The following is a 19006-nucleotide window of genomic DNA, read 5'->3' on the forward strand; positions in this document are numbered from 1 at the left end:
CTTCTACTGACGCGTAGGTTGCTCAGATTCTTCTCCCCTCCCAGGTTCAATGTTTTCTCGTCGGAACCCTATAAGGCGCCGGGCAGGATACCCCTTTGCTTCCATTTCCTTCAACCACTCATTACCCCATTACCCATGACCAACCAACACCTTAACCCTGCGTCCGAGGGCTCAGGCATCGGCAAGCGGCTGACGCAGGCCATTGACCGCCGGTTGTTTTTGCGCTACTCCGGCCTGACGGTGGCCACGACCGGCCTGCTGCTGGCCGGCTGCGACGACGATGAGAACGGCGGCGGCAACAACAACAACATGGTGAACGTCGGCACGGGCGACGTAGGGGTGCTGAACTACGCCTACGCCTTGGAGCAGTTGGAAGCCGCTTTTTACACGCAGCTGCGCACGGGTTCCTACTACACCGGCTTGGCAGCAAACAGCGCCGAAAAGCAGATTCTGGACGACTTGTACTACCATGAAGTCATTCACCGGGAGTTTTTCAAGGCAGCCCTGACTGCCGCCGGTGCCACGCCAATCAAAAACCTGGAGCCCAATTTTTCGACGGTGGACTTCAACAACCGGGGCAGCGTGTTGGGCACCGCCAAGACCTTTGAGGACCTAGGCGTAGCCGCTTACAACGGCGCCGGCAAGTATCTGCAAACCCCGGCCTATCTGGTAGTCGCCGGCAAGATCGTGTCGGTGGAAGCCCGCCACGCGGCCTTGATCCGTGACTTGGTGGCTGAAGCCTCGTTCGTAGACGCTGACGTGGTGCGCATCAATGAGAATGGCCTGGAAATTTCCAAGGAGCCGTCCGTCGTGGTGGCCGCTGCCAACAATTTCCTGCGTGATGGTTCGAAGCTGGACGTTTCCGGTATTCGCTAAGCCTGCTTCTGCCCTCACTGCCACCCCCAATCTGCTTTAGCCATGAACGTATTTAAGCTGCTCTCCGAAATTGAAAAAGTAGACCCCGAGGTTTACGACCGTCTGGATTCGCGCCGCCGCGTGTTTCAGCACATGGGCATCCTGGGCAAAACCCTGGCCGCTGCCGCCGTGCCCGGGGCGCTGAGCGCCATCTTTACCAAGGCCTACGCCCAGACCAGCGCCGCACCCAGCGTCAACGACGTGCTCAACTTCGCTTTGAAGCTGGAGTACCTCGAATCGTACTTCTACAACGCCGGGCTGGGTGCCCGCGGCGCCAATGCTACGCCCGCGCAAACGGCCCTGCGTGCGCAGTTCAGCGCCACCAACCTCACGGCCCTAGACAAGATCCGCACCGACGAGGCCAACCACGTCACCTTCCTGCGCGGCGCCCTCGGCACGGCTGCCATTGCCGACCCTACTCCGGCCCAGTTCGACTTTACCGGTGCCTCGCGTAACGGTGGCGTGCCACGCTTCGCCGACGTATTTACCAACCCGGCTACCTTCCTGGCCGTAGCCCAAGCTTTCGAGGACACGGGTGTACGTGCCTACAAAGGCGGCGCCCCGCTGCTGATGGCAAACGACACGGTGCTGGAGGCAGCCCTGAATATCCACTCCGTGGAAGCTCGCCATGCCTCCCGCCTGCGCACCATGCGCCGCGCCGGCCCCGGCAACAACCAAGCTTCGGCGGTAGCCTCGAACGGCACGTTCACTTCTTCGCCCAAGAGCTGGATTTCGGGCAACGACGGCGGCGGTCCTTCGCCCGCCAACACATCTGCCATCTACGGGCCGGGCATGCAGCCTGCTTACCTGCCCACGAGCACCGGCATCACGTTCCCGGGAGAGGAAAATGTGACGCAAGGCGCTACCAACGCCACCAACGGCGTCAATCTGCAAACGGCTTTGGCCTCGCTGAACTTCCCGGCAGCAGCTTTCTCGGAGGCTTTCGACGAGCCGCTGGACGTAGCTTCCGTGTCGAATATAGCCCGGCTGTTCACTACGGCCAGCAGCACGCTGTTCTAAGCGACGTTGCATGGGTATCAGGTGGAAAGGACGGCCGTCGGCCGTCCTTTCTTCGTTTTGCCTTGTCCGGCTGTGAAACCGGGCCGTGCAACTTTTCCTGGCCTAAGTGGCTCTTTCGCTCGGCCTTGGGGCTTTCGGTGTGTACCCAGTACCTTTGCCGTTCAGGCTCTCGACAAGCCCCTGCTGGTAAGCTCTTTTGTTTTCGCATATGCCCGAGGCATCTTCTTCTTTCGCGTCGCTACTGGACCGACGTTCCTTTCTCACGCGCGCTGGTGCCGCCGGGGCCTCCCTCCTACTCCTGACCGCGTGCCCCGACCCGACGGAAGAGGTGGTGACGCCCACGCTGACCTTTGGCAACGATGACGCGGGCGTGCTGAATTATCTTTCCCTGCTGGAACGGTTCTCGGTCGAGTTTTACACCCGGGTGCTGGCAACACCCGCCTCCGACCTAACAGCCGCCGATCTGGCGGTGCTGCGCGACATAAACCGCCACCAGTTAGCCCATCGGGAGGTGTTGGCTCAGGTATTGAGCGCCAACTCCTCCGCTGTGAGTGCCGGCGTCAACGAAATTCAGTTTGCGTTTACGGCTTTCACGCTCACCACGCGCCAAGGCGTGCTGGCCGCTGCGCAGACGGTGCAGGACCTGATCCTGGCGGCCTCGTGCGGCGCGGCCAAGCTGCTGGACAGCGTTGTGACGCTGCGGTTATTGCTGAAAATGACCGCCGTGAAAGCCCGCCACGCCGCCACCGTGCGCGACCTGCGCCAGGCCGGCAGCTTCGCCGGTTCGGATGTAGTGCCTCAAGCAGGTGCCACTGCCGGCCTGAACCAAGCGCTTACGCCCATCGAAGTGCTGGCTGTGCTCAGCACCTATACCGCCAACAATCCGCAAATCCGCTTGGTGGGCGACAACCTCCCCAAGAATTAACGCTGCCGCTTTCCCCTCATGAGTTTGCTTTCTTTTATCGAGCAGTTGGCCACGGCCGGTACTGCGGCGCAGCCCACCGCCCGCCGCGGTGCCATGACGCAGCTTGCGCGCACGGCCGCCGCCGCATTGCCCGCCGTACTGGGCGGCTGGGCCGCGCCCGCCGCGGCTCAAGCCACTACCGGAACCCCCCTCGACGCGCTGCAGGTAGCCCTGGGCGTGGAGTGGCTGCAGGATGAGTTCTACGGCCGGGTTCTGGGCACCATTGCCGTTTCGCCGCCGGTCGCGGCTAGTTTGGTGCCCGCTGCCCTGCTGCCCGACCTCACCCTGATTCGCAGTCAGCAGCGGCAGCACATCCAGCTGCTCGAAAACATAATTCGCACCTCCGGCAGCTCGCTGCCAACCCGGCCGAATTACGATTTCACGGGCAGCCGCAACGGAACGCAAGCGCCCTTGTTTGCCAACGTCTTTTCCAATACCGACACCATGCTGGCCGTGGCCCAGGCCTTGGAAGACCTTGGGGTGCGCACGTACACCGGGCAAGCGGCCTTGCTGCTGGTCAACAATGACCTGCTCGACGTAGCGGTGCGCGCCCTGGCTGTGGAAGGCCGCCACGCGGCGCACTTGCGTCAGCTGCGGCGTCAGCGCGGCGCCACCGTCAAAAACTGGATCAGCGGTACCGACGGGGCTGCGGTACCGACTGCTGCGGCCAACATCTACGCCGGCGAAGACCGCGTACTCCAGCAGGTTTCAGCTTTTACCGAACGCGACGTTACGACCTTGCTCCCAACGACCCTGGGGCTGAGCGATGCCGAAAAGCAAGCTGCGGCCACCGAGGCGTTTGACGAACCGCTTTCGGCCCGTGCTATCGGCCTTATCATAGACGTGTTCACGTACTAAGTCCGCGGCCTAAACCCTTCTGCCTATCCCCGGTTGCTATATAGCAGCCGGGGATTTTTTTGCTCGCCCCTCTTGCATTATGTCACCTATGCATTGTATCTTTCCTCGTACCGACGCAGAACCAGCTAATGTTCGTTAGCTTTTTTGGCCGCTGCTCGTATAGGGAGCCGCCCCTCTAGCATTCCATTCCCCCAACTCCCATTTTACCACTTACCACGATGCTGGAATACGTAAAAACCATCCTGCTCAAAGTCAGCTTCGACAAAATGCTGTTTGAGAAAGAGCTTCGGAAGGCCCTGCGTACGTTGGTGCCTGGCGAGGCGGGCCAGCTCAAGGCCTGGTGTTACCAGCAATTCTCCAAACTTTACCGCCGCGTGCTGAACCGGGTATTCCGGCAAGTGCGGCTCGCTTAGCCCTCGGTCGCCGGGGAGCTTGGCTCCCCGGTTACAAAGGCAATGTTGCGCTGCAAGCCCGCGTAGCCGGTCCGCTTAACGGCTGAGTGCCGAAATAGGGTCTGAAAGACCTCGTTCGTAATTTCCAGCCAGTCTGCCTCCCGCATTTCTCGCAGCTGTGGATGGGCCCGAAACTGCTCTTCCTGCGTCGGGCTGGCAAAGCGGTTCCAGGGACATACGTCCTGGCAGATATCACACCCAAAAATCCAGTTGCCCAGCTGACCCTGCACGTCGGCGGGCAATTGTTCTTTTAGCTCGATGGTAAAATAGCTGATGCATTTGCTCCCGTCCACGACGTACGGCTCGGTAATGGCCTGCGTGGGGCAGGCGTCGAGGCAGCGGGTGCAGGAGCCGCAGTAGTCGCGGATGGGGCCGTCGTAGGCCAGCTCTACGTCCACGATGAGCTCGGCAATGAAGTAAAACGAGCCAGCGCCGGGCGTAATCAGGTTCGAATTTTTGCCCACCCAACCCAGGCCGCTTTTCTTCGCCCAAGCCTTATCCAGTACCGGCGCCGAATCGACGAAAGCCCGGCCACCGACCTCCCCGATGTACGCCTGCATATCCCACATCAGGTGCTTGAGCTTGTCCTTGATGACGTGGTGGTAGTCGCGGCCGTAGGCGTACTTGCTGACTTTGAGCGTGTCGTCGGGCTGCTGTTCCTCCTTGGCGGGGTAGTAGTTTAACAGCAGTGAAATCACCGACTTGGCCCCGTCGACCAGCCGGCGCGGGTCCAGGCGCTTATCAAAATGGTTTTCCATCCAGCGCATCTCACCCTGCATACCCTTACTGAGCCACTGCTCCAGGCGCGGGGCTTCCTCCGCTAGGAAATCGGCCTTGGAGATGCCGCAGGCCATAAAGCCCAGCTCCGCCGCGCGGCGCTTAATAAAGCCGGTCCATTCGGCGCAGGTGAGGTCGGAAGCAAGCATAAGGGCAAAGGTCGGCAGCACACCGCCGTGGTGCGCTATTGGGCCGCGGCGACGGCGGGCCTCGGGCCGGACAACACCCGGCAGCTGCTGGCAGTTTCGGCTGGCTGCATCAGCGGTACTCCAGAATGTCGCCGGGCTGGCACTCCAGGGCCTTGCACAGGGCTTCGAGCGTGCTGAACCGCACCGCCTTGGCCTTGCCAGTCTTCAGGATGGAAAGGTTAGCCAGCGTCAGATCCACCTTCTCCGACAGCTCGCTCAGGGTCATTTTTCGCTGGGCCATTACCACATCCAGATTCACAACTATGGGCATGATTTATACGGTCAGGTCGTTTTCGGCCTGCAGGTCGGTGCCCCGTTGAAACACCTGCGCAATAAGGAAGATGATGCCGGCCAGCAACAGGAATTCACCGCCCGGCCAGCTCATCGGCTCAACGACGGCGCTTTTGAGCAGCCACTTGGTGTAACGGTTCGCGAGCAGCCCTACTACCCCGGCCCCCAGAGCGATATGGCTGATCCTGCTTATCAGCGTAGCTATTTCAACGTTGAACGGTGCGGTGAAGTCGATCTTCCGAAAAATCTGAATGACCAGGTAAGCCATGTACGCCTTGACCGCCAGGAAATACACCGTCAGTGACACTATCGCGGCGTAATGCTCCTCGCTGTAGTTTTTCAGAGCCGAAAGATTCAGCCCCATAAACAGGTTCTGCGCACCCGCCGGATTGCCAAATTCACTCACCAAAAAAGAAATGAGCACGGACCCAGCCTGGATGCAAAACCCGATAAACAACACCCAAAACACGGTGTGTAGGACCTTTAGAACAAGCGTAGAGTTGGTTTTCATAAAGCGTTGCGTTGAGAAGTCAAGTAACAGGTTGTTGTCACTCATTGGTATGAGCAACTCTCCGTGAAGCAATTATCAATAAATTTTTATCGATATTCAATAAATATATAGTAAAAATGTACCTGCCTTAGCCGTCCGGCCTGTGAAGGCCGGTCGTTGTTAAAGGTCATCGATTCAACACCCAACAAACAACAAACGGCAGACAGCAAGCACAATGCCGCCGTCTGCCGCTTAAGGACTGCCGGAAAGTTTATTCCTGCGTGAACAGGTCGCCGGCTACATTGCCGCGCATGTGCTGCGGCAGCGGACGGCCCAGGTGGGTGTAGGCCTGCTCGGTGGCTTCGCGGCCACGCGAGGTGCGTTTGATGTAGCCTTCCTGAATCAGGAACGGCTCGTACACTTCCTCAATGGTTTCGGCTTCCTCACCGCAGGCGGTAGCAATGGTAGTAATGCCCACGGGGCCACCCTTGAACTTGTCGATGATGGTCGACAGGATGCGCTTGTCCATGTCGTCGAGGCCTTCCGAATCGACGTCGAGGGCATTGAGGGCAAACTGAGCGATGTCGCGGGTAATGGTGCCAGTGCCTTTGATCTGGGCGAAGTCGCGGGTGCGGCGCAGCAGGTTGTTGGCAATGCGGGGCGTACCGCGCGAGCGGCGGGCAATTTCGAAGGACGCGTCCTCGTGGATGGGCGTGCCCAGGATTTCGGCCGAGCGCTGCACGATGTCAGTCAGCAGCTTTGCATCGTAGTACTCTAGGCGCGAGCTGATACCGAAACGGGCGCGCAAGGGTGCCGTGAGCATGCCCGAGCGCGTGGTGGCGCCGATGAGCGTGAAGGGCGACAACGAAATCTGCACGGAACGGGCGTTGGGACCCGAGTCGAGCATGATGTCGATGCGGTAATCCTCCATGGCCGAGTACAGGTACTCCTCCACCACGGGGTTCAGGCGGTGAATCTCGTCGATGAAGAGCACGTCGTGCGGATCGAGGTTGGTGAGCAGGCCCGCCAGGTCGGAAGGCTTATCAAGCACCGGCCCAGAGGTCATCTTGATGCCCGCCCCCAACTCATTGGCAATGATGTGCGAGAGGGTGGTTTTGCCCAGGCCGGGAGGGCCGTGCAGCAGCACGTGGTCGAGGGCGTCGCCGCGCTGCTTGGCGGCGGCCACGAACACCTGCAGGTTGTCGACCACTTTGGCCTGGCCCGTGAAGTCGGCGAAGCTAAGCGGCCGCAGGGCCTTGTCAATTTCTTTGTCGGTAGCGTCCATGTGGCTCGTGCCACCGGTCAGGTACGATTCGCGCATGCTCATACGAAAGCCGGGGGTTGTATTTCAGTGGTAAAGTAACACCAGCCGGCGGCAACTCATTCCGTCTGCACAATATTTTTAGCCAACCCAACACCATCCGACCCTAACAAGCCAATCATATTAGCAAATTCACTTTGAAAGTAGCTCTGGAACATTGACGAAAGGCGCAAAACAAGCCCCTTGGGTGGCAGCCCTAATGCTACGGCCCGGCCTCTGAAGGGTCAGTCAGCGGCCGGGCCATAGCAGTTGTTACGCGTCAGACCTGACGGCCGGACCGGGAACCGGCTTGCCCGCTCTGGCCGTGGTCGGCGTCGTCACGCATATCGCCCTGGCCTTGGTGCGGGCCCTGGGTTGAGGGCGTCCGCAACTGATCCTGGTGCACGGTGCCGGCGCCTTTGGTGCCTTCGGCGGCCGGGCTTTGGGTTTTGCTGCCAACGCGCCCACCGGGGCCACCGTTGTTGGCACCGGATCCGGCGGTGGTTTTAGCCACGCCGTCGGAGGTGCCATCGTCGCCGATGGTGTTGAAATCCTGGGTGGCGTCGCCGTCGTCCTGCGGGTCGCGGTCGTGGTGGCGCTGGGGGTTGTTGCGGTCGGGCTGGTAGCGCGACTCCGGCGTATTGCGGTAGTTCTGCTTGTCCTGCTCGCGTTGGTCGCGGTTTTGGTTGTCGGTAGCCATGATGAGAAGCGAATTGGTGTCCCCGGCTATACGAAAATCTGCTGCCCTGGATGACCACGCTACATTACCTAACGCCCTACTGTCCAGCTATCCACCCGTTCGCCAGCGGCTACCAAAGCGCCTGGAGTCGGCTGGTTCGTAGCCGCTTGCCGCCACAACTGCCGAATCGATAGTACGTGCAGTATATAGGCGACGGGCACGATAACCGTGGGCAGCCAGACGAAGGGGAAGCGCGTGATGACGGTGTTGGCGGGCTCGTTCAGAAACACCCGGAACGGCAGCGGGGCCGATAGCATAGCAATGGTGACGATGTTCAGGAGCAGGGCCAAGCCCAGGAAATTCCAGGCCAGCGCCACCCGCCAGGGCCAGCGGCGCCGCGAGAAGCAGAAGTAAGCTACCACCGGCGCCGTGAGGCCCGTGAGCACGTCCCAGTTCAGGCTTTCGAACGTCATCTGCCGGGGCACGGCGCCCGCCAGGAAAAGGAGCCAGAGCACCAACTCCACCACGACGCGCATGCTCTGCAGGTACAGCAGGCCGGCACGGGGCATAGCATCGAGCAGGCGCCCAACAGCCGCCGAGCGGGCCAGCCACACGGCCAGCCCCAGCGGCGGGGCCAACAGCAGGAACAGCCGCGGCGGCCGGGCGTCAAAGTCCTGCAAGACGCCGGAAGCCGCCAGCACGGCCGTCAGCAGCAGCCAAGCCAGTAGCCCGGCCGTTACAAGACGCAGCACCCGCGGATGCGGCGCGTAGCGGCGCAATGCCTGGCGCAGGCCCAGCAGCACGAAGGCCAGCACGCAAACGACCAGGGCCGCAAACAGCACGGCGGCCAGCCCATACAGATTCGTTTTCATAGCCGTAAGAGAGCAGTTGGTTGATGACCCAAAGCTACCCGGAGAGCCAGGCAGCAGCGTTGATCAAAATTGCTATTTCCCGAAAGCCGTAGGCCATTGCCCGGTGGTCTGGCGCAAAGCCCGGCCGAACGCGCTGCTGCTCTCGAAACCGACGGCTTCGGCCACAGCGGCGACGGGCAGGCCTCCCCGCAGCAGCGCCTGCCCCTTGCGCAGCCGCAACTGGCGCAGGTAGGCGTAGGGCGTCTGGCCGTGCAGCGCGCGAAACAGACGCAGGTAATGAAACTTGGAAAGGCAGGCGACCCGGGCCAGCTCGTCGATGCTCAGGTCGCGCGCGTAGTAGCTGTGTAGGTAATCCACGGACCAACCCAGTCTTCGGACCAGTTCCTGGCGCGTGGCCTGCCGAAGAGCCGGCAGCTGGTTGGCCCGCTCGCGGGTGCGGTGGTGCACGCCCAGCAGGTGGGCCAGTACCGCCAGCAGCAACTGGTCGCGCAGCAGGTGGTTGGCGTTGAACTCGGCCGCCTGCTGGCAGATCTGCCCCACCAGGGCATTCAGCTCCGACTTTTTGGGGTAAAGCTGGCTAAAGAAGTGGACGGGGGCAACTGGCCGTAAGGGGTCGTCGAGCAGGGTGCTGGCGGCCGTGGTGGCGTCGCGCAAGACCGTTTCGGCCAGCTGCTCGCCAAAATGAATGTTGAACGTTTCCGTCGAGCCGGGCACCTCGATGTCGAGGGTGTAGTGGTCGGCGCGGTTGCTGAGAAAGTACGTATCGGTTTCGATGCGCACCCGGCGCCCGCCCACGGCGCAAGCACTGCTGCCGCGCAGGTTCATGAACAACGACAGCGGCCCTTCGATATCCGGGCGGTGCACCGGCCCCGCGGGCTGGGCTTGGATAATGACGCTGGGCCAGCCACGCCCGTCGGCGAAACGGTGCGCCACCTCGCGCTTCAGCCAGGTGAGGTCGGGGAAAGCAGTGCGCAGCATGACGGCGGGAACAGACCCTTTAAGGTAGCACTTTGCCCGCTGGCAAACCGTGTATCCTCCTCCCTGCTCAAGCAGGCCGCTTGCGCTGGCCAAGTACGGCGGGAGTTTGGGGCCGCTTACTCGTGCAGCAGCACTTCGATGTTGAGGTACAGCCAGTCGTCCTCCCAGGATTTGTGGGTGAGGCGGGCGGAAAGATGCTTGCCCGCATCGAGCAGGCGGGCCACGGTTTCATTACGCCCCTCGGGCAGGTAGCCCAGCCATACGGCCCCGTCTTCGGGCCGCGTGTGCACCTGCACGGCCCAGTCGTCGAAGGAGCTATCGGCCTCGCGGCGCAGCTCCAGGGGCTGGTCCAGGCGCAGCTTGGGCTCGTAGGCGGCGAGGTTGTCGCGGTGCGAGGTACCGGCCACTAGGCATTCGAGCAGGATCAGCGGGGCAGCGGAAGCAGGGGTCGGGGTCATGGGGGCGAGAAGGTTGGGGCCGCAAAATAGCACGTCGCCGGGATGTTAGTCCAGACCCTGGTCATTGGTGCTGCTGCCTCGCGGGATGAATCTGCGCCACGCCGATACCGGACTTCCCGCCGACGGTGCCGCTGACGGCGCGCAGCACGTCGTACCTGTGGCAAAAACGCGGGCGGAAAGTGCGGCGGGCACATCGGCGCCGGGTGTACTTCGTAAGGCACCTTATACCTTCGCGCCCCTTCTTTCTTTTCTCCGATGTACAGCAAAACCGAAGCCGCGCAGCTGCGGCAGGCGTTCTGGACCGCCTTCGGCCAGTACATGCAGCCGGTGCCCTCGGCCGAGGGCCTGCCCGCCAACTGGGTCAATTACAAGACCGGCCTCAAGCACGTGTATTTCCGCCTGCACGCCGATACGCGCCGCGCCACCGTCAGCATCGACATTACCCATCCCGACGCGGGCCTGCGCGAACTGTTCTTCGAGCAGTTTCGGGAGCTGCGCGTTATGCTGGAAGAAGCCACCGGCGAAGCCTGGACCTGGCAGGCCGACTCAGCCGACGAATACGGCAAGCCCATCAGCCGCATCTACCAGGAACTGACGCCGGTGAACATGTTCAATCGAGAGGACTGGCCCCGGCTGATTTCCTTTTTCAAGCCGCGCATCGTGGCCCTAGACGAGTTTTGGAGCACAGCGCAGTACGCCTTCGACGAGCTGCGCTGACCGCCGCCGTACCCCTCCTCAGCGCGGGTTGGCGGGCGTATTCACCCTGGCGGCCAGCTCAGCCAGCTTCTGGCCCACGTCCTTGCGCGAGCGGTCCGATACGTAGGCCATCTGCAGCACGCTGACGGCATATTTCTTATAAGCCAGTCCCTTGGCCAGCTCACCGCCGGCCTCGTAGCCCTCCCCGTAATTGAAAGCGCGCACGCCGAGGTGGTACAGGTCGTCGGCCGTCACGGTTCTGATTTGTGCGGAGTTGTCGAGGCGGTAGGCCCGCTGCAGATCGGCCCAACCCGGGGCTATCTGCCCCAGGCTGATGCGGCTCAGTCCCAACTCGCGGTAATTGGGCGCGGAGGTGGAATCAAGCCGGTTGCTGGCTTCAAACCAGCGGATGGCCTCCGGGTAGCGGTCGAGCAGGTAGTAGCTGTGCCCCAGGGCGGCGCGGGCCAGCCGGTGCATCGAGTCAAGTTGTAGGGCTTCGTGGTACTTGGCAATGGCCTGCCGCTCCAGGCCGTGGGCCACGGCCGTATCCGCCAACGCGGAGGCTTTCAGCGAAAGCTGCACCCCGGCGTCGAAGGCCTGGTAGGCTTGACGCTTAGGCTCTGGCTGGCAGGCCGCCGCCAGCACTGCCAGTAGCACGCCTGCTCCTACCACCTGAGAAACTGCTTTTTCCATGGCACGAACCAACGTAAAAAGTACCGATTTCGCGCCGAACCGATTTGACGCGGCCGTCGGGGGCTTTACGCTCCGCCACCAGGTCTGGTGCCATAAGAACGGATTGGCGTAGACCGGGGGCCGGTCTTTTCAGTTGTGCCCCGATCAGCGGCGCACTGCAGGATACCCCAACGAGCTTCAGCGCAACGTGCCAAAGACCTTTCGGCTTGCCAGCACCTGCTTCTTGGCTACGCCTACACAAAGAGCAGGTTGGGTTTTCGCCGAGCGTGCCTCCAGCACGTCCTGCTGCGCCCCGCCGCTACCTGGGCGTACCACGCAGCCTGGTGCACCCGCAGCGGCTGTTTTCGCTTTCTGCCAAACTCTCCACGGCGTGGCGCCTGACTAAGCGCCTGCTGAAAACGTAGTGGAAGCCGGGTGAGAAGGCAACATCAGCCACGCAGCGGGCCACAGCGTGCAGCAGCTGTCCGTTGGCCCCTCTCGCATCGACGGGTACCATAAGTGCTAAACGCAAAGCGGCCGCTTCCTGGCAGGAAGCGGCCGCTTTCATACGGAGCTAATGGGCTTACTTGAACGCCTGAATGCCCGTAATATCCGCCCCGGTGATGAGTAGGTGGATGTCGTGGGTGCCTTCGTAGGTAATGACCGACTCGAGGTTCATCATGTGGCGCATGATGGGGTACTCGCCGGTGATGCCCATGCCGCCGTGGATCTGGCGGGCTTCGCGGGCCACGTGCAAGGCCATGTCCACGGAGTTGCGCTTGGCCATCGAAATCTGGGCCGAGGTGGCTTTGCCCTGGTTCTTGAGCGTACCCAGGCGCCACACCATCAGCTGGGCCTTGGTGATTTCCGTAATCATTTCGGCCAGCTTTTTCTGCTGCAGCTGGAAGGAGGCAATGGGCTTGCCGAACTGCTCCCGCTCCAGCGCGTATTTCAGGGCCGACTCGTAGCAGTCGATGGCCACGCCGATGGCGCCCCAGGCAATGCCGTAGCGGGCCGAGTCGAGGCAGCCGAGCGGGCCCTTGAGGCCTTCCACGTTGGGCAGCAGATTCTCCTTGGGCACCTTTACGTTGTCGAACACCAGCTCGCCGGTGATGCTGGCGCGCAGGCTCCACTTGTTGTGGATTTCGGGGGCGGTGAAGCCTTCCATGCCTTTCTCCACGATGACGCCCTTGATGCGGCCGTTGTCGTCCTTGGCCCATACCACGGCTACCTGGCTCTGGGGCGAGTTGCTGATCCACAGCTTGGCGCCGTTGAGCAGGTAATAGTCGCCCATGTCCTTGATGGTGGTCATCATGCCGCCGGGGTTCGAGCCGTGGTCGGGCTCGGTCAGGCCGAAGCAGCCCAGCCACTCGCCGGAGGCCAGCTTGGGCAGGTACTTGCGGCGCTGCTCCTCCGAGCCGTACTGGTAGATGGGGTACATCACCAGGGAGCCTTGCACCGAGGCGGTGGAGCGCATGCCGGAGTCGCCGCGCTCAATTTCCTGCATGATCAGGCCGTAGCTGATGTAGTCCAGCCCGCCGCCGCCGTACTCGGTGGGAATGGTGGGCCCGAAAGCGCCGACCTCACCGAACTTGCGCACGATTTCCGACGGGAAATGCGCCTGCTGAGCCCACTTTTCGATGTTGGGGCTGATTTCTCTCTTGACGAAGTCGCGGATGCTCTGGCGGATGAGCTTGTGCTCTTCGGTGAGCAGGTCGTCGATGTCGTAGTAGTCGGTGAAACCAGCGGCGTTGAGCGAGCCTTTGTTGCGCTGCACCTGGGCCTTGGGCGAGAGGACGTCGGCTTGGGAGGACATAAGGGAGAATGGGTTGGGATGGGAAGCTCAAAGATAAACGTTTCGCCGCGCAGGTATCAGGCGCCGGGCATATTTGGGGCCGAGGCGAATTATGGTCCTGAAGTTGGGCGGCGTTGCACGTCTATCCTTAACCATTCAAGCCTATGATGCATTCTACTTGGCTCCGTTTTTTCATGGCGCTGCTGGCGGGCCTGCTAGCCCAATGAGCAGGCCGGGCTTACAGCTATGTCGGTTATTGGTGGGGTAACGGCCGGCGCTTTTCGCCTTCTTATTTGCCGCCCGTACGCTCACTGCGTACGGGCTTTTTCGTCTTTGCGGGTGCCAATTTACCTGCACTCGCTGCCGCCGCGTATAACCCGGCACTAAGCCCCGTCCCTACCCCATGAGCACCCACAAAAAGTTAAGCGAGCTGGAGGCCACGGCCATCTGCGGCAACGACATTTCCTCGTCGTGTCTGTACGTGTCGGCTCTGGCCATTACCTACGCGGGGCAGTATTCCTGGCTGGCCCTGCTGCTGGTGGCGGCGGTGCTTTTCCTCTTCCGCAAGATCTACGGCGAAGTGGTGGGCGCGCTGCCGCTCAACGGCGGGGCCTACAACGTGCTGCTGAACACCACCAGCAAAAGCAACGCTTCCCTGGCCGCGGCCCTCACCATCCTCTCCTACATGGCCACGGCCGTGATTTCGGCCAGCGAAGCCATGCACTACCTGCACGCGCTGTGGGAGGGTCTGCCGGTGCTGCCGGCCACCATGGGGCTGCTCGGGCTGTTTCTGGTGCTCACGCTGCTGGGCATGTCGGAGTCGGCGAAGGTGGCAGTGGTTATCTTCCTCGTGCACCTGGCCTCGCTCACGCTGCTGGTGGCCGTGGCCGGCTGGTACCTGGCCACGCACGGACTGGGTACGCTCCAGCTGAATTTCCAGGCTCCGCTGAAGGGCGGGCTCGGCACGGCGTTGTTCTACGGCTTCAGCGCGGCCATGCTCGGCATTTCGGGCTTCGAAAGCTCGGCCAACTTCGTGGAGGAGCAGGCCCCGGGCGTATTCCAGAAAACGCTGCGCAACATGTGGGTGGTGGTGAGCTTTTTCAACCCCATGCTGGCGCTGCTGGCCGTGGGGGTGCTGCCGCTCGTCACGGTGGGGCAGCACACCGAAACGCTCCTCTCTTACCTGGGCGAAGTGGCCGGGGGCCGCTGGCTGGCCGCGCTCATCTCCATCGATGCCGTGGCCGTGCTCAGCGGGGCCGTGCTCACCTCCTTCGTGGGCGTAAGCGGGCTGATGAAGCGCATGGCCCTGGACCGCATCTGGCCACAATCCTTTCTGAGGGAAAACCGCCGCGGCAGCAACTACATCATCCTGCTTAGCTTTTTTGCGCTGTGCGTGAGCATCCTGCTCATTACGCGCGGGCAGCTCGGGCCGCTGGCCGGCGTCTACACGATTTCTTTCCTCTCGGTAATGGCGTTTTTCGCCATCGGTAACTTTCTGCTCAAGGGCAAGCGCCGGCGGCTGCCCCGCCCGGTGTACGCCACCATTCCCACGGTGACGCTGGCGCTGCTGGGCGTGTGCATCGGGTTGTTTGGCAACATCAAGCTGCACCCCGACTACCTGGTGGTTTTCCTGCAGTACTTCGTGCCTACCATGATCCTCGTAGTCGTCATGCTGGAGCGCGTGGCCATTCTGAAGCTGGTGCTGCACGGCATTCAGTCGGTATCGGAGCGCTACGGCACCTGGTCGCGCTTTGGCCGGCTGACGGTGCGCCGCCTGCTGCGCGAGCTGAACGAGCAGGAATTCGTGTTTTTCACCAAGGGCGACAACGTTTCCAACCTCAACAAGGTGATGGCCTACGTGGTGGAAAACGAATTCACGACCCGGCTTAAAATTGTAACCCTGTTGCCCGAGGGCCAGCAGGTGTCGCCGGACCTGCTCAACGACGTGCGCGTGCTCGACCGGGCCTACGACCAGATTGAGGTGGAGTTCGTTACCATGCCGGGCACCTTCGGGCCGGAACTGATCGACGAGCTGTCGGCCAAGTGGGGCATTCCCAAGAACTTCATGTTTATCGGCTCGCCCGGCAACGCCTTTCCCTACCAGATTTCCGAGCTGGGCGGCGTGCGCCTGATTATCTGATCTTCCGCGGGCGGGTGTAGCCAGCCAAGAACACCGCGCACCGCAGCCAGTAGACCACCTGTGGCCCCGTTGTGCCTCCTCATGATGCGGACGGGTACACCGCCGGCCGGTTCGGCATGCGACTTATCCGTTGCCGGCCGCCGTCTACCTTTGTCGGCATGAGCAATTCCTTCGGCACCCTGTTTCGCATCAGCACCTTCGGCGAGTCGCACGGCCCGGGCATCGGCGTGATTATCGACGGCTGCCCCGCCGGCCTGCCGGTCGACGTGGCCGCCATTCAGGCCGCGCTGGACCGCCGCCGCCCCGGCCAGTCGGAGCTGACGACCCCGCGCAGCGAGGCCGACCAGGTGGAAGTGCTATCGGGCTTGTTTGAGGGCCGAAGCACGGGTACGCCCATCGCGCTGCTGATCCGCAACCAGGACCAGCGCAGCCACGATTACTCGCACATTCAGCACGCCTACCGCCCCTCGCACGCCGACTTCACCTACGACCAGAAGTACGGCCACCGCGACTACCGGGGCGGTGGCCGCTCCTCGGCCCGCGAAACGGCTGCCCGCGTAGCCGCCGGCGCCGTGGCCATGGCCCTGCTGCAGCAGCACGGCATCACGGTGCAGAGCTACGTGTCGCAGGTGGGCGCCGTGGCCGTGCCCGTGGGCTACGAGCAGCTCGACCTCGCGCTGATCGACTCCAACCTGGTGCGCTGCCCTCACCCTGAGACGGCCGAGCGCATGACCGAGCTCATTCGCCAGACCCGCGACCGGCACGACACCGTGGGCGGGCTGGTAACCGGCGTGGTGCGCGGCGTGCCGGCCGGCCTCGGCGAGCCGGTGTTCGACAAGCTGCACGCCGAACTGGGCAAGGCCATGCTGAGCATCAACGCCGTAAAGGGCTTTGAGTACGGCTCGGGCTTCGCCGGCACGCTGCTGTTCGGCTCGGAGCACAACGACGCCTTCTACACCGATGAGGCCGGGCAGGTGCGCACCCGCACCAATCACTCCGGCGGCATCCAGGGCGGCATCAGCAACGGGCAGGACATTTACTTCCGCGTGGCTTTCAAGCCGGTGGCCACCATTCTGCAACCCCAGCAAACCATCAACGACCAGGGCGAAGCCATCGAGCTGGCCGGCCGCGGCCGCCACGACCCCTGCGTACTGCCGCGCGCCGTGCCCATCGTGGATGCCATGACGGCCCTGGTGCTGGCCGATATGCTGCTGCGGGCGCGCACCAGCAAGGTGTAGCGCGAGCTGCCGGGCTTACTTCACCGGGCCGGGCAGAATCCAGGCGTAGTGACTCCAGTGGCGGCGCTGCGTGAGCAGGTTCAGCCGGGGGCTGACCAGCGGGCGAGGCGGGTGGCCGTTCAGGCTCAGCTCTGAGTCGCAGTAGACGGCTACGGGTGCGAGGCCGCGCCGCCGATAGTCCTGGGCCAGCAGGTGGGCAAACTCCAGCAGCAGGTCGGGGTGGTCAACGAGTTTGCCGACCTGGTTCGGGGTCAGGTAGCTGGCCGGCCATACGATGTCTTCGTGGCCGTCGGGCAGAAGCACGCGAAAGCGCGCCGAGCCGGATTTGGCCCGCAGCATCAGGTGCCAGCTGAAGCGGTGGCCCTCCTCGGTCCAGTGCACATCGGCCGGGTACAGCCAGTGGCGCAGCGGCAGCAGCACCTGCAGCAGCGCGAAGGCCGCCAGCCCCACCAGCACCCACCGCCGGTGGGGCCGCGCCGCGCCCTGGTCGGCCGTTTCATTCAGCGGAGCAGCAGGCAGCGGCACCCGCGTGCGGAACCAGCGGCCCACCACACCGGGCAGGCGGCGCGGGAAGTCGGGCGCAAAAAACAGGCTGGTAATCAGCAGCGAAAACCACGGAAACGTGCCGAGGCCAAACACGACCACGTTGGAGAGGTGAAACAGCAAGGCCGCCCCAAAGGCCCAGGGCCGGGTGCGGCGCACCAGCAGCAGCGGCACCACCAGCGCATCGAAGGCAATGCCGCCGTAGCTCAGCAGCCACGCCACCGCGGGCCGCGCCAGCAGCGGGCCGATCAGCGGATAGCCGGCCTTGGCGGCCAGCCACACGGTAAGCGGCCGGGCCTCCAGCCAGTCGGGGTTCAGCTTGGCCAGGGCTGCAAAAACGTACACCAGCCCAATCTGAAACAGCAGCACGGCGCGCGTCCAGGCGGGCACCGTGGCGGTGGGCTTTACCCGCCCGGCGCGCACGTCGGCGGAGGCGGCGCGGTGGGCGGGCAGCACGGCCAGCACCGCCGCCACCAGCGCGTAGAGGTAAAAGTGGTTGATGTACTCGGTTTCCTCCAGCAACAGCAGGGCCACGTAGCCCAGGCTGAGCAGCACGGCCGCCCACCGGTAGCGCCAGCCGGCCGCCACCGCCACGCCAGCCGCCACGATCAGCGCGTACAGGCCGTAGATGACCGCGTCCGGTGGGTGGGGCAGCCACTCCCAGCCGGCGTAGCGCAGGTGAAATTGCGGCTCGGTGTAGTTGCGCACACGCCCGAGCACCACGGCGCCGCCGTGCTCCAGCGCCAGCAAAAAGCCCGCGCCCAGCCGGAAGTACACCAGCCAGGCTATGTTGATGGGGCGGAACAGGGCGCGGACGAGACGGGAGGAAAGTGGCATCGGCCCTAACCTACGACTCCGGCCGAAATCTGTGCATCGCAGGCCTCCTGCGGGCCAGCCCCGCTTACCTGGCGCCCACCTCCGCCACGCCGCCGGACGGGCACATTCTGCTACCTTTGCAACCACGGGGCGCCCGTTGCGGTTATATACCTATACCGCTTTCTTGCGGCTTCCCCATACGCCCTAAGCAGCACATAATCACCATGAATACTACCGCCCCTTCCGGCTCGATTTCCATCTACGCCGAAGCTTCGCCAAACCCCGAGTCGATGAAATTCGTGCTCAACACCCAGCTCGTGAGCGACGGGGTGAGCGTGGATTACCCCGACGCCGATGCCGCTGCCAACTCGCCGCTGGCCCAGGAGCTGTTCAAGTTTGACTACGTGAGCCGCGTGTTCGTCGCCCAGAACTTCGTGACGGTGACCAAAAGCTCGGACCTGACCTGGACGCACCTGATTCCGGAGCTGCGCACTTTCCTGAAGTCCTACGTGGAGTCGGGCGGCCCCATTTTCCTCGTCGACCCGGCGCAGGAGCAGCGCGCTGCCCAGCAGGCCAGCGCCGCCGAAGGCTCGGTGGAAGACCAGGCCACGGCCCAGAAAATCATCGACCTGCTCGACAACTACGTGCGCCCAGCGGTGGAGCAGGACGGGGGCAACATCACCTTCAAGAGCTACAACGAAGGCGTGGTGACGGTAAACCTGCAGGGCTCCTGCTCGGGTTGCCCCTCGGCCACCGTTACGCTCAAGTCGGGCATCGAGAACCTGCTCAAGCGCATGGTGCCCGAAGTAAAGGAAGTGGTAGCCGAAGGCGTTACCGCCAGCTTCTAAAGGGCCTCCCCTCCTA

At 62.9% G+C, this 19006-nt stretch carries 21 protein-coding genes; 10 read left to right on the plus strand and 11 right to left on the minus strand.

Features of this window, described 5'->3' with window-relative positions:
* The first annotated feature begins 135 nt into the window (after nucleotides 1-135).
* From ACYVKQ_RS15875 to ACYVKQ_RS15895, 5 genes are all read left to right on the plus strand, one after another.
* Nucleotides 136-876: a ferritin-like domain-containing protein gene (locus tag ACYVKQ_RS15875; protein ID WP_460676339.1), complete on the plus strand. Its 741-nt coding sequence runs from the start codon at nucleotides 136-138 to the stop codon at nucleotides 874-876.
* Between the two features lie 42 nt (nucleotides 877-918).
* Nucleotides 919-1935 carry a ferritin-like domain-containing protein gene (locus ACYVKQ_RS15880; RefSeq protein WP_460676340.1) on the plus strand — a complete coding sequence of 339 codons (1017 nt, stop codon included), beginning with the start codon at nucleotides 919-921 and terminating at the stop codon, nucleotides 1933-1935.
* Between the two features lie 208 nt (nucleotides 1936-2143).
* A complete protein-coding gene (locus tag ACYVKQ_RS15885; protein WP_460676341.1) occupies nucleotides 2144-2860 on the plus strand; it encodes a ferritin-like domain-containing protein in 717 nt (238 codons plus the stop codon).
* A gap of 18 nt (nucleotides 2861-2878) precedes the next feature.
* On the plus strand, nucleotides 2879-3757 hold the full coding sequence (locus ACYVKQ_RS15890; protein WP_460676342.1) for a ferritin-like domain-containing protein: 879 nt from the start codon (nucleotides 2879-2881) through the stop codon (nucleotides 3755-3757).
* A 218-nt stretch (nucleotides 3758-3975) separates the two neighbouring features.
* A complete protein-coding gene (locus tag ACYVKQ_RS15895) occupies nucleotides 3976-4170 on the plus strand; it encodes a hypothetical protein (RefSeq protein WP_460676343.1) in 195 nt (64 codons plus the stop codon).
* Here the strand turns inward: ACYVKQ_RS15895 and queG are convergent.
* The 8 genes from queG to ACYVKQ_RS15935 form a co-directional block, all read right to left on the minus strand.
* Complete coding sequence (queG, locus tag ACYVKQ_RS15900) at nucleotides 4167-5135, minus strand: tRNA epoxyqueuosine(34) reductase QueG (protein WP_460676344.1); 969 nt, start codon at nucleotides 5133-5135, stop codon at nucleotides 4167-4169. The genes ACYVKQ_RS15895 and queG overlap by 4 nt on opposite strands.
* Before the next feature lie 109 nt (nucleotides 5136-5244).
* Nucleotides 5245-5445, minus strand: coding sequence for a helix-turn-helix domain-containing protein (locus ACYVKQ_RS15905; protein ID WP_460676345.1), 201 nt, complete (start codon nucleotides 5443-5445; stop codon nucleotides 5245-5247).
* 3 nt (nucleotides 5446-5448) lie between these two features.
* Entirely contained in the window at nucleotides 5449-5976 is a 528-nt protein-coding gene (locus tag ACYVKQ_RS15910) for a DUF2975 domain-containing protein (RefSeq protein ID WP_460676346.1), read from the minus strand.
* A 250-nt stretch (nucleotides 5977-6226) separates the two neighbouring features.
* On the minus strand, nucleotides 6227-7276 hold the full coding sequence (ruvB, locus tag ACYVKQ_RS15915) for a Holliday junction branch migration DNA helicase RuvB (protein WP_460676376.1): 1050 nt from the start codon (nucleotides 7274-7276) through the stop codon (nucleotides 6227-6229).
* A gap of 259 nt (nucleotides 7277-7535) precedes the next feature.
* Entirely contained in the window at nucleotides 7536-7955 is a 420-nt protein-coding gene (locus ACYVKQ_RS15920; RefSeq protein ID WP_460676347.1) for a hypothetical protein, read from the minus strand.
* A gap of 68 nt (nucleotides 7956-8023) precedes the next feature.
* Nucleotides 8024-8806: a hypothetical protein gene (locus tag ACYVKQ_RS15925; protein ID WP_460676348.1), complete on the minus strand. Its 783-nt coding sequence runs from the start codon at nucleotides 8804-8806 to the stop codon at nucleotides 8024-8026.
* 72 nt (nucleotides 8807-8878) lie between these two features.
* Entirely contained in the window at nucleotides 8879-9784 is a 906-nt protein-coding gene (locus tag ACYVKQ_RS15930; protein WP_460676349.1) for a helix-turn-helix domain-containing protein, read from the minus strand.
* Nucleotides 9785-9900: 116 nt separating this feature from the next.
* A complete protein-coding gene (locus tag ACYVKQ_RS15935) occupies nucleotides 9901-10242 on the minus strand; it encodes an HIRAN domain-containing protein (RefSeq protein WP_460676350.1) in 342 nt (113 codons plus the stop codon).
* Between the two features lie 255 nt (nucleotides 10243-10497).
* On the opposite strand from ACYVKQ_RS15935, the gene ACYVKQ_RS15940 reads away from it, so the two are divergent.
* On the plus strand, nucleotides 10498-10959 hold the full coding sequence (locus ACYVKQ_RS15940; RefSeq protein WP_460676351.1) for a DUF4268 domain-containing protein: 462 nt from the start codon (nucleotides 10498-10500) through the stop codon (nucleotides 10957-10959).
* An 18-nt stretch (nucleotides 10960-10977) separates the two neighbouring features.
* Here ACYVKQ_RS15940 and ACYVKQ_RS15945 read toward each other — a convergent pair whose 3' ends face one another.
* Nucleotides 10978-11631 carry a hypothetical protein gene (locus tag ACYVKQ_RS15945; protein WP_460676352.1) on the minus strand — a complete coding sequence of 218 codons (654 nt, stop codon included), beginning with the start codon at nucleotides 11629-11631 and terminating at the stop codon, nucleotides 10978-10980.
* 266 nt (nucleotides 11632-11897) lie between these two features.
* Here ACYVKQ_RS15945 and ACYVKQ_RS15950 point away from each other — a divergent pair, with 266 nt between their 5' ends.
* A complete protein-coding gene (locus tag ACYVKQ_RS15950) occupies nucleotides 11898-12035 on the plus strand; it encodes a hypothetical protein (protein ID WP_460676353.1) in 138 nt (45 codons plus the stop codon).
* 158 nt (nucleotides 12036-12193) lie between these two features.
* Here ACYVKQ_RS15950 and ACYVKQ_RS15955 read toward each other — a convergent pair whose 3' ends face one another.
* Complete coding sequence (locus ACYVKQ_RS15955; protein ID WP_460676354.1) at nucleotides 12194-13426, minus strand: acyl-CoA dehydrogenase family protein; 1233 nt, start codon at nucleotides 13424-13426, stop codon at nucleotides 12194-12196.
* A gap of 382 nt (nucleotides 13427-13808) precedes the next feature.
* On the opposite strand from ACYVKQ_RS15955, the gene ACYVKQ_RS15960 reads away from it, so the two are divergent.
* The gene (locus ACYVKQ_RS15960; RefSeq protein WP_460676355.1) at nucleotides 13809-15545 is read left to right on the plus strand and encodes an APC family permease; all 1737 of its coding nucleotides are present in this window, start codon (nucleotides 13809-13811) and stop codon (nucleotides 15543-15545) included.
* Between the two features lie 158 nt (nucleotides 15546-15703).
* Nucleotides 15704-16783 carry a chorismate synthase gene (gene aroC / locus ACYVKQ_RS15965; RefSeq protein ID WP_460676356.1) on the plus strand — a complete coding sequence of 360 codons (1080 nt, stop codon included), beginning with the start codon at nucleotides 15704-15706 and terminating at the stop codon, nucleotides 16781-16783.
* A gap of 15 nt (nucleotides 16784-16798) precedes the next feature.
* Here aroC and ACYVKQ_RS15970 read toward each other — a convergent pair whose 3' ends face one another.
* A complete protein-coding gene (locus ACYVKQ_RS15970; RefSeq protein WP_460676357.1) occupies nucleotides 16799-18163 on the minus strand; it encodes an HTTM domain-containing protein in 1365 nt (454 codons plus the stop codon).
* A gap of 203 nt (nucleotides 18164-18366) precedes the next feature.
* On the opposite strand from ACYVKQ_RS15970, the gene ACYVKQ_RS15975 reads away from it, so the two are divergent.
* Nucleotides 18367-18990, plus strand: coding sequence for a NifU family protein (locus ACYVKQ_RS15975; protein WP_460676358.1), 624 nt, complete (start codon nucleotides 18367-18369; stop codon nucleotides 18988-18990).
* The last annotated feature ends 16 nt before the right edge of the window (nucleotides 18991-19006 follow it).

Source organism: Hymenobacter coalescens, from assembly GCF_054783195.1.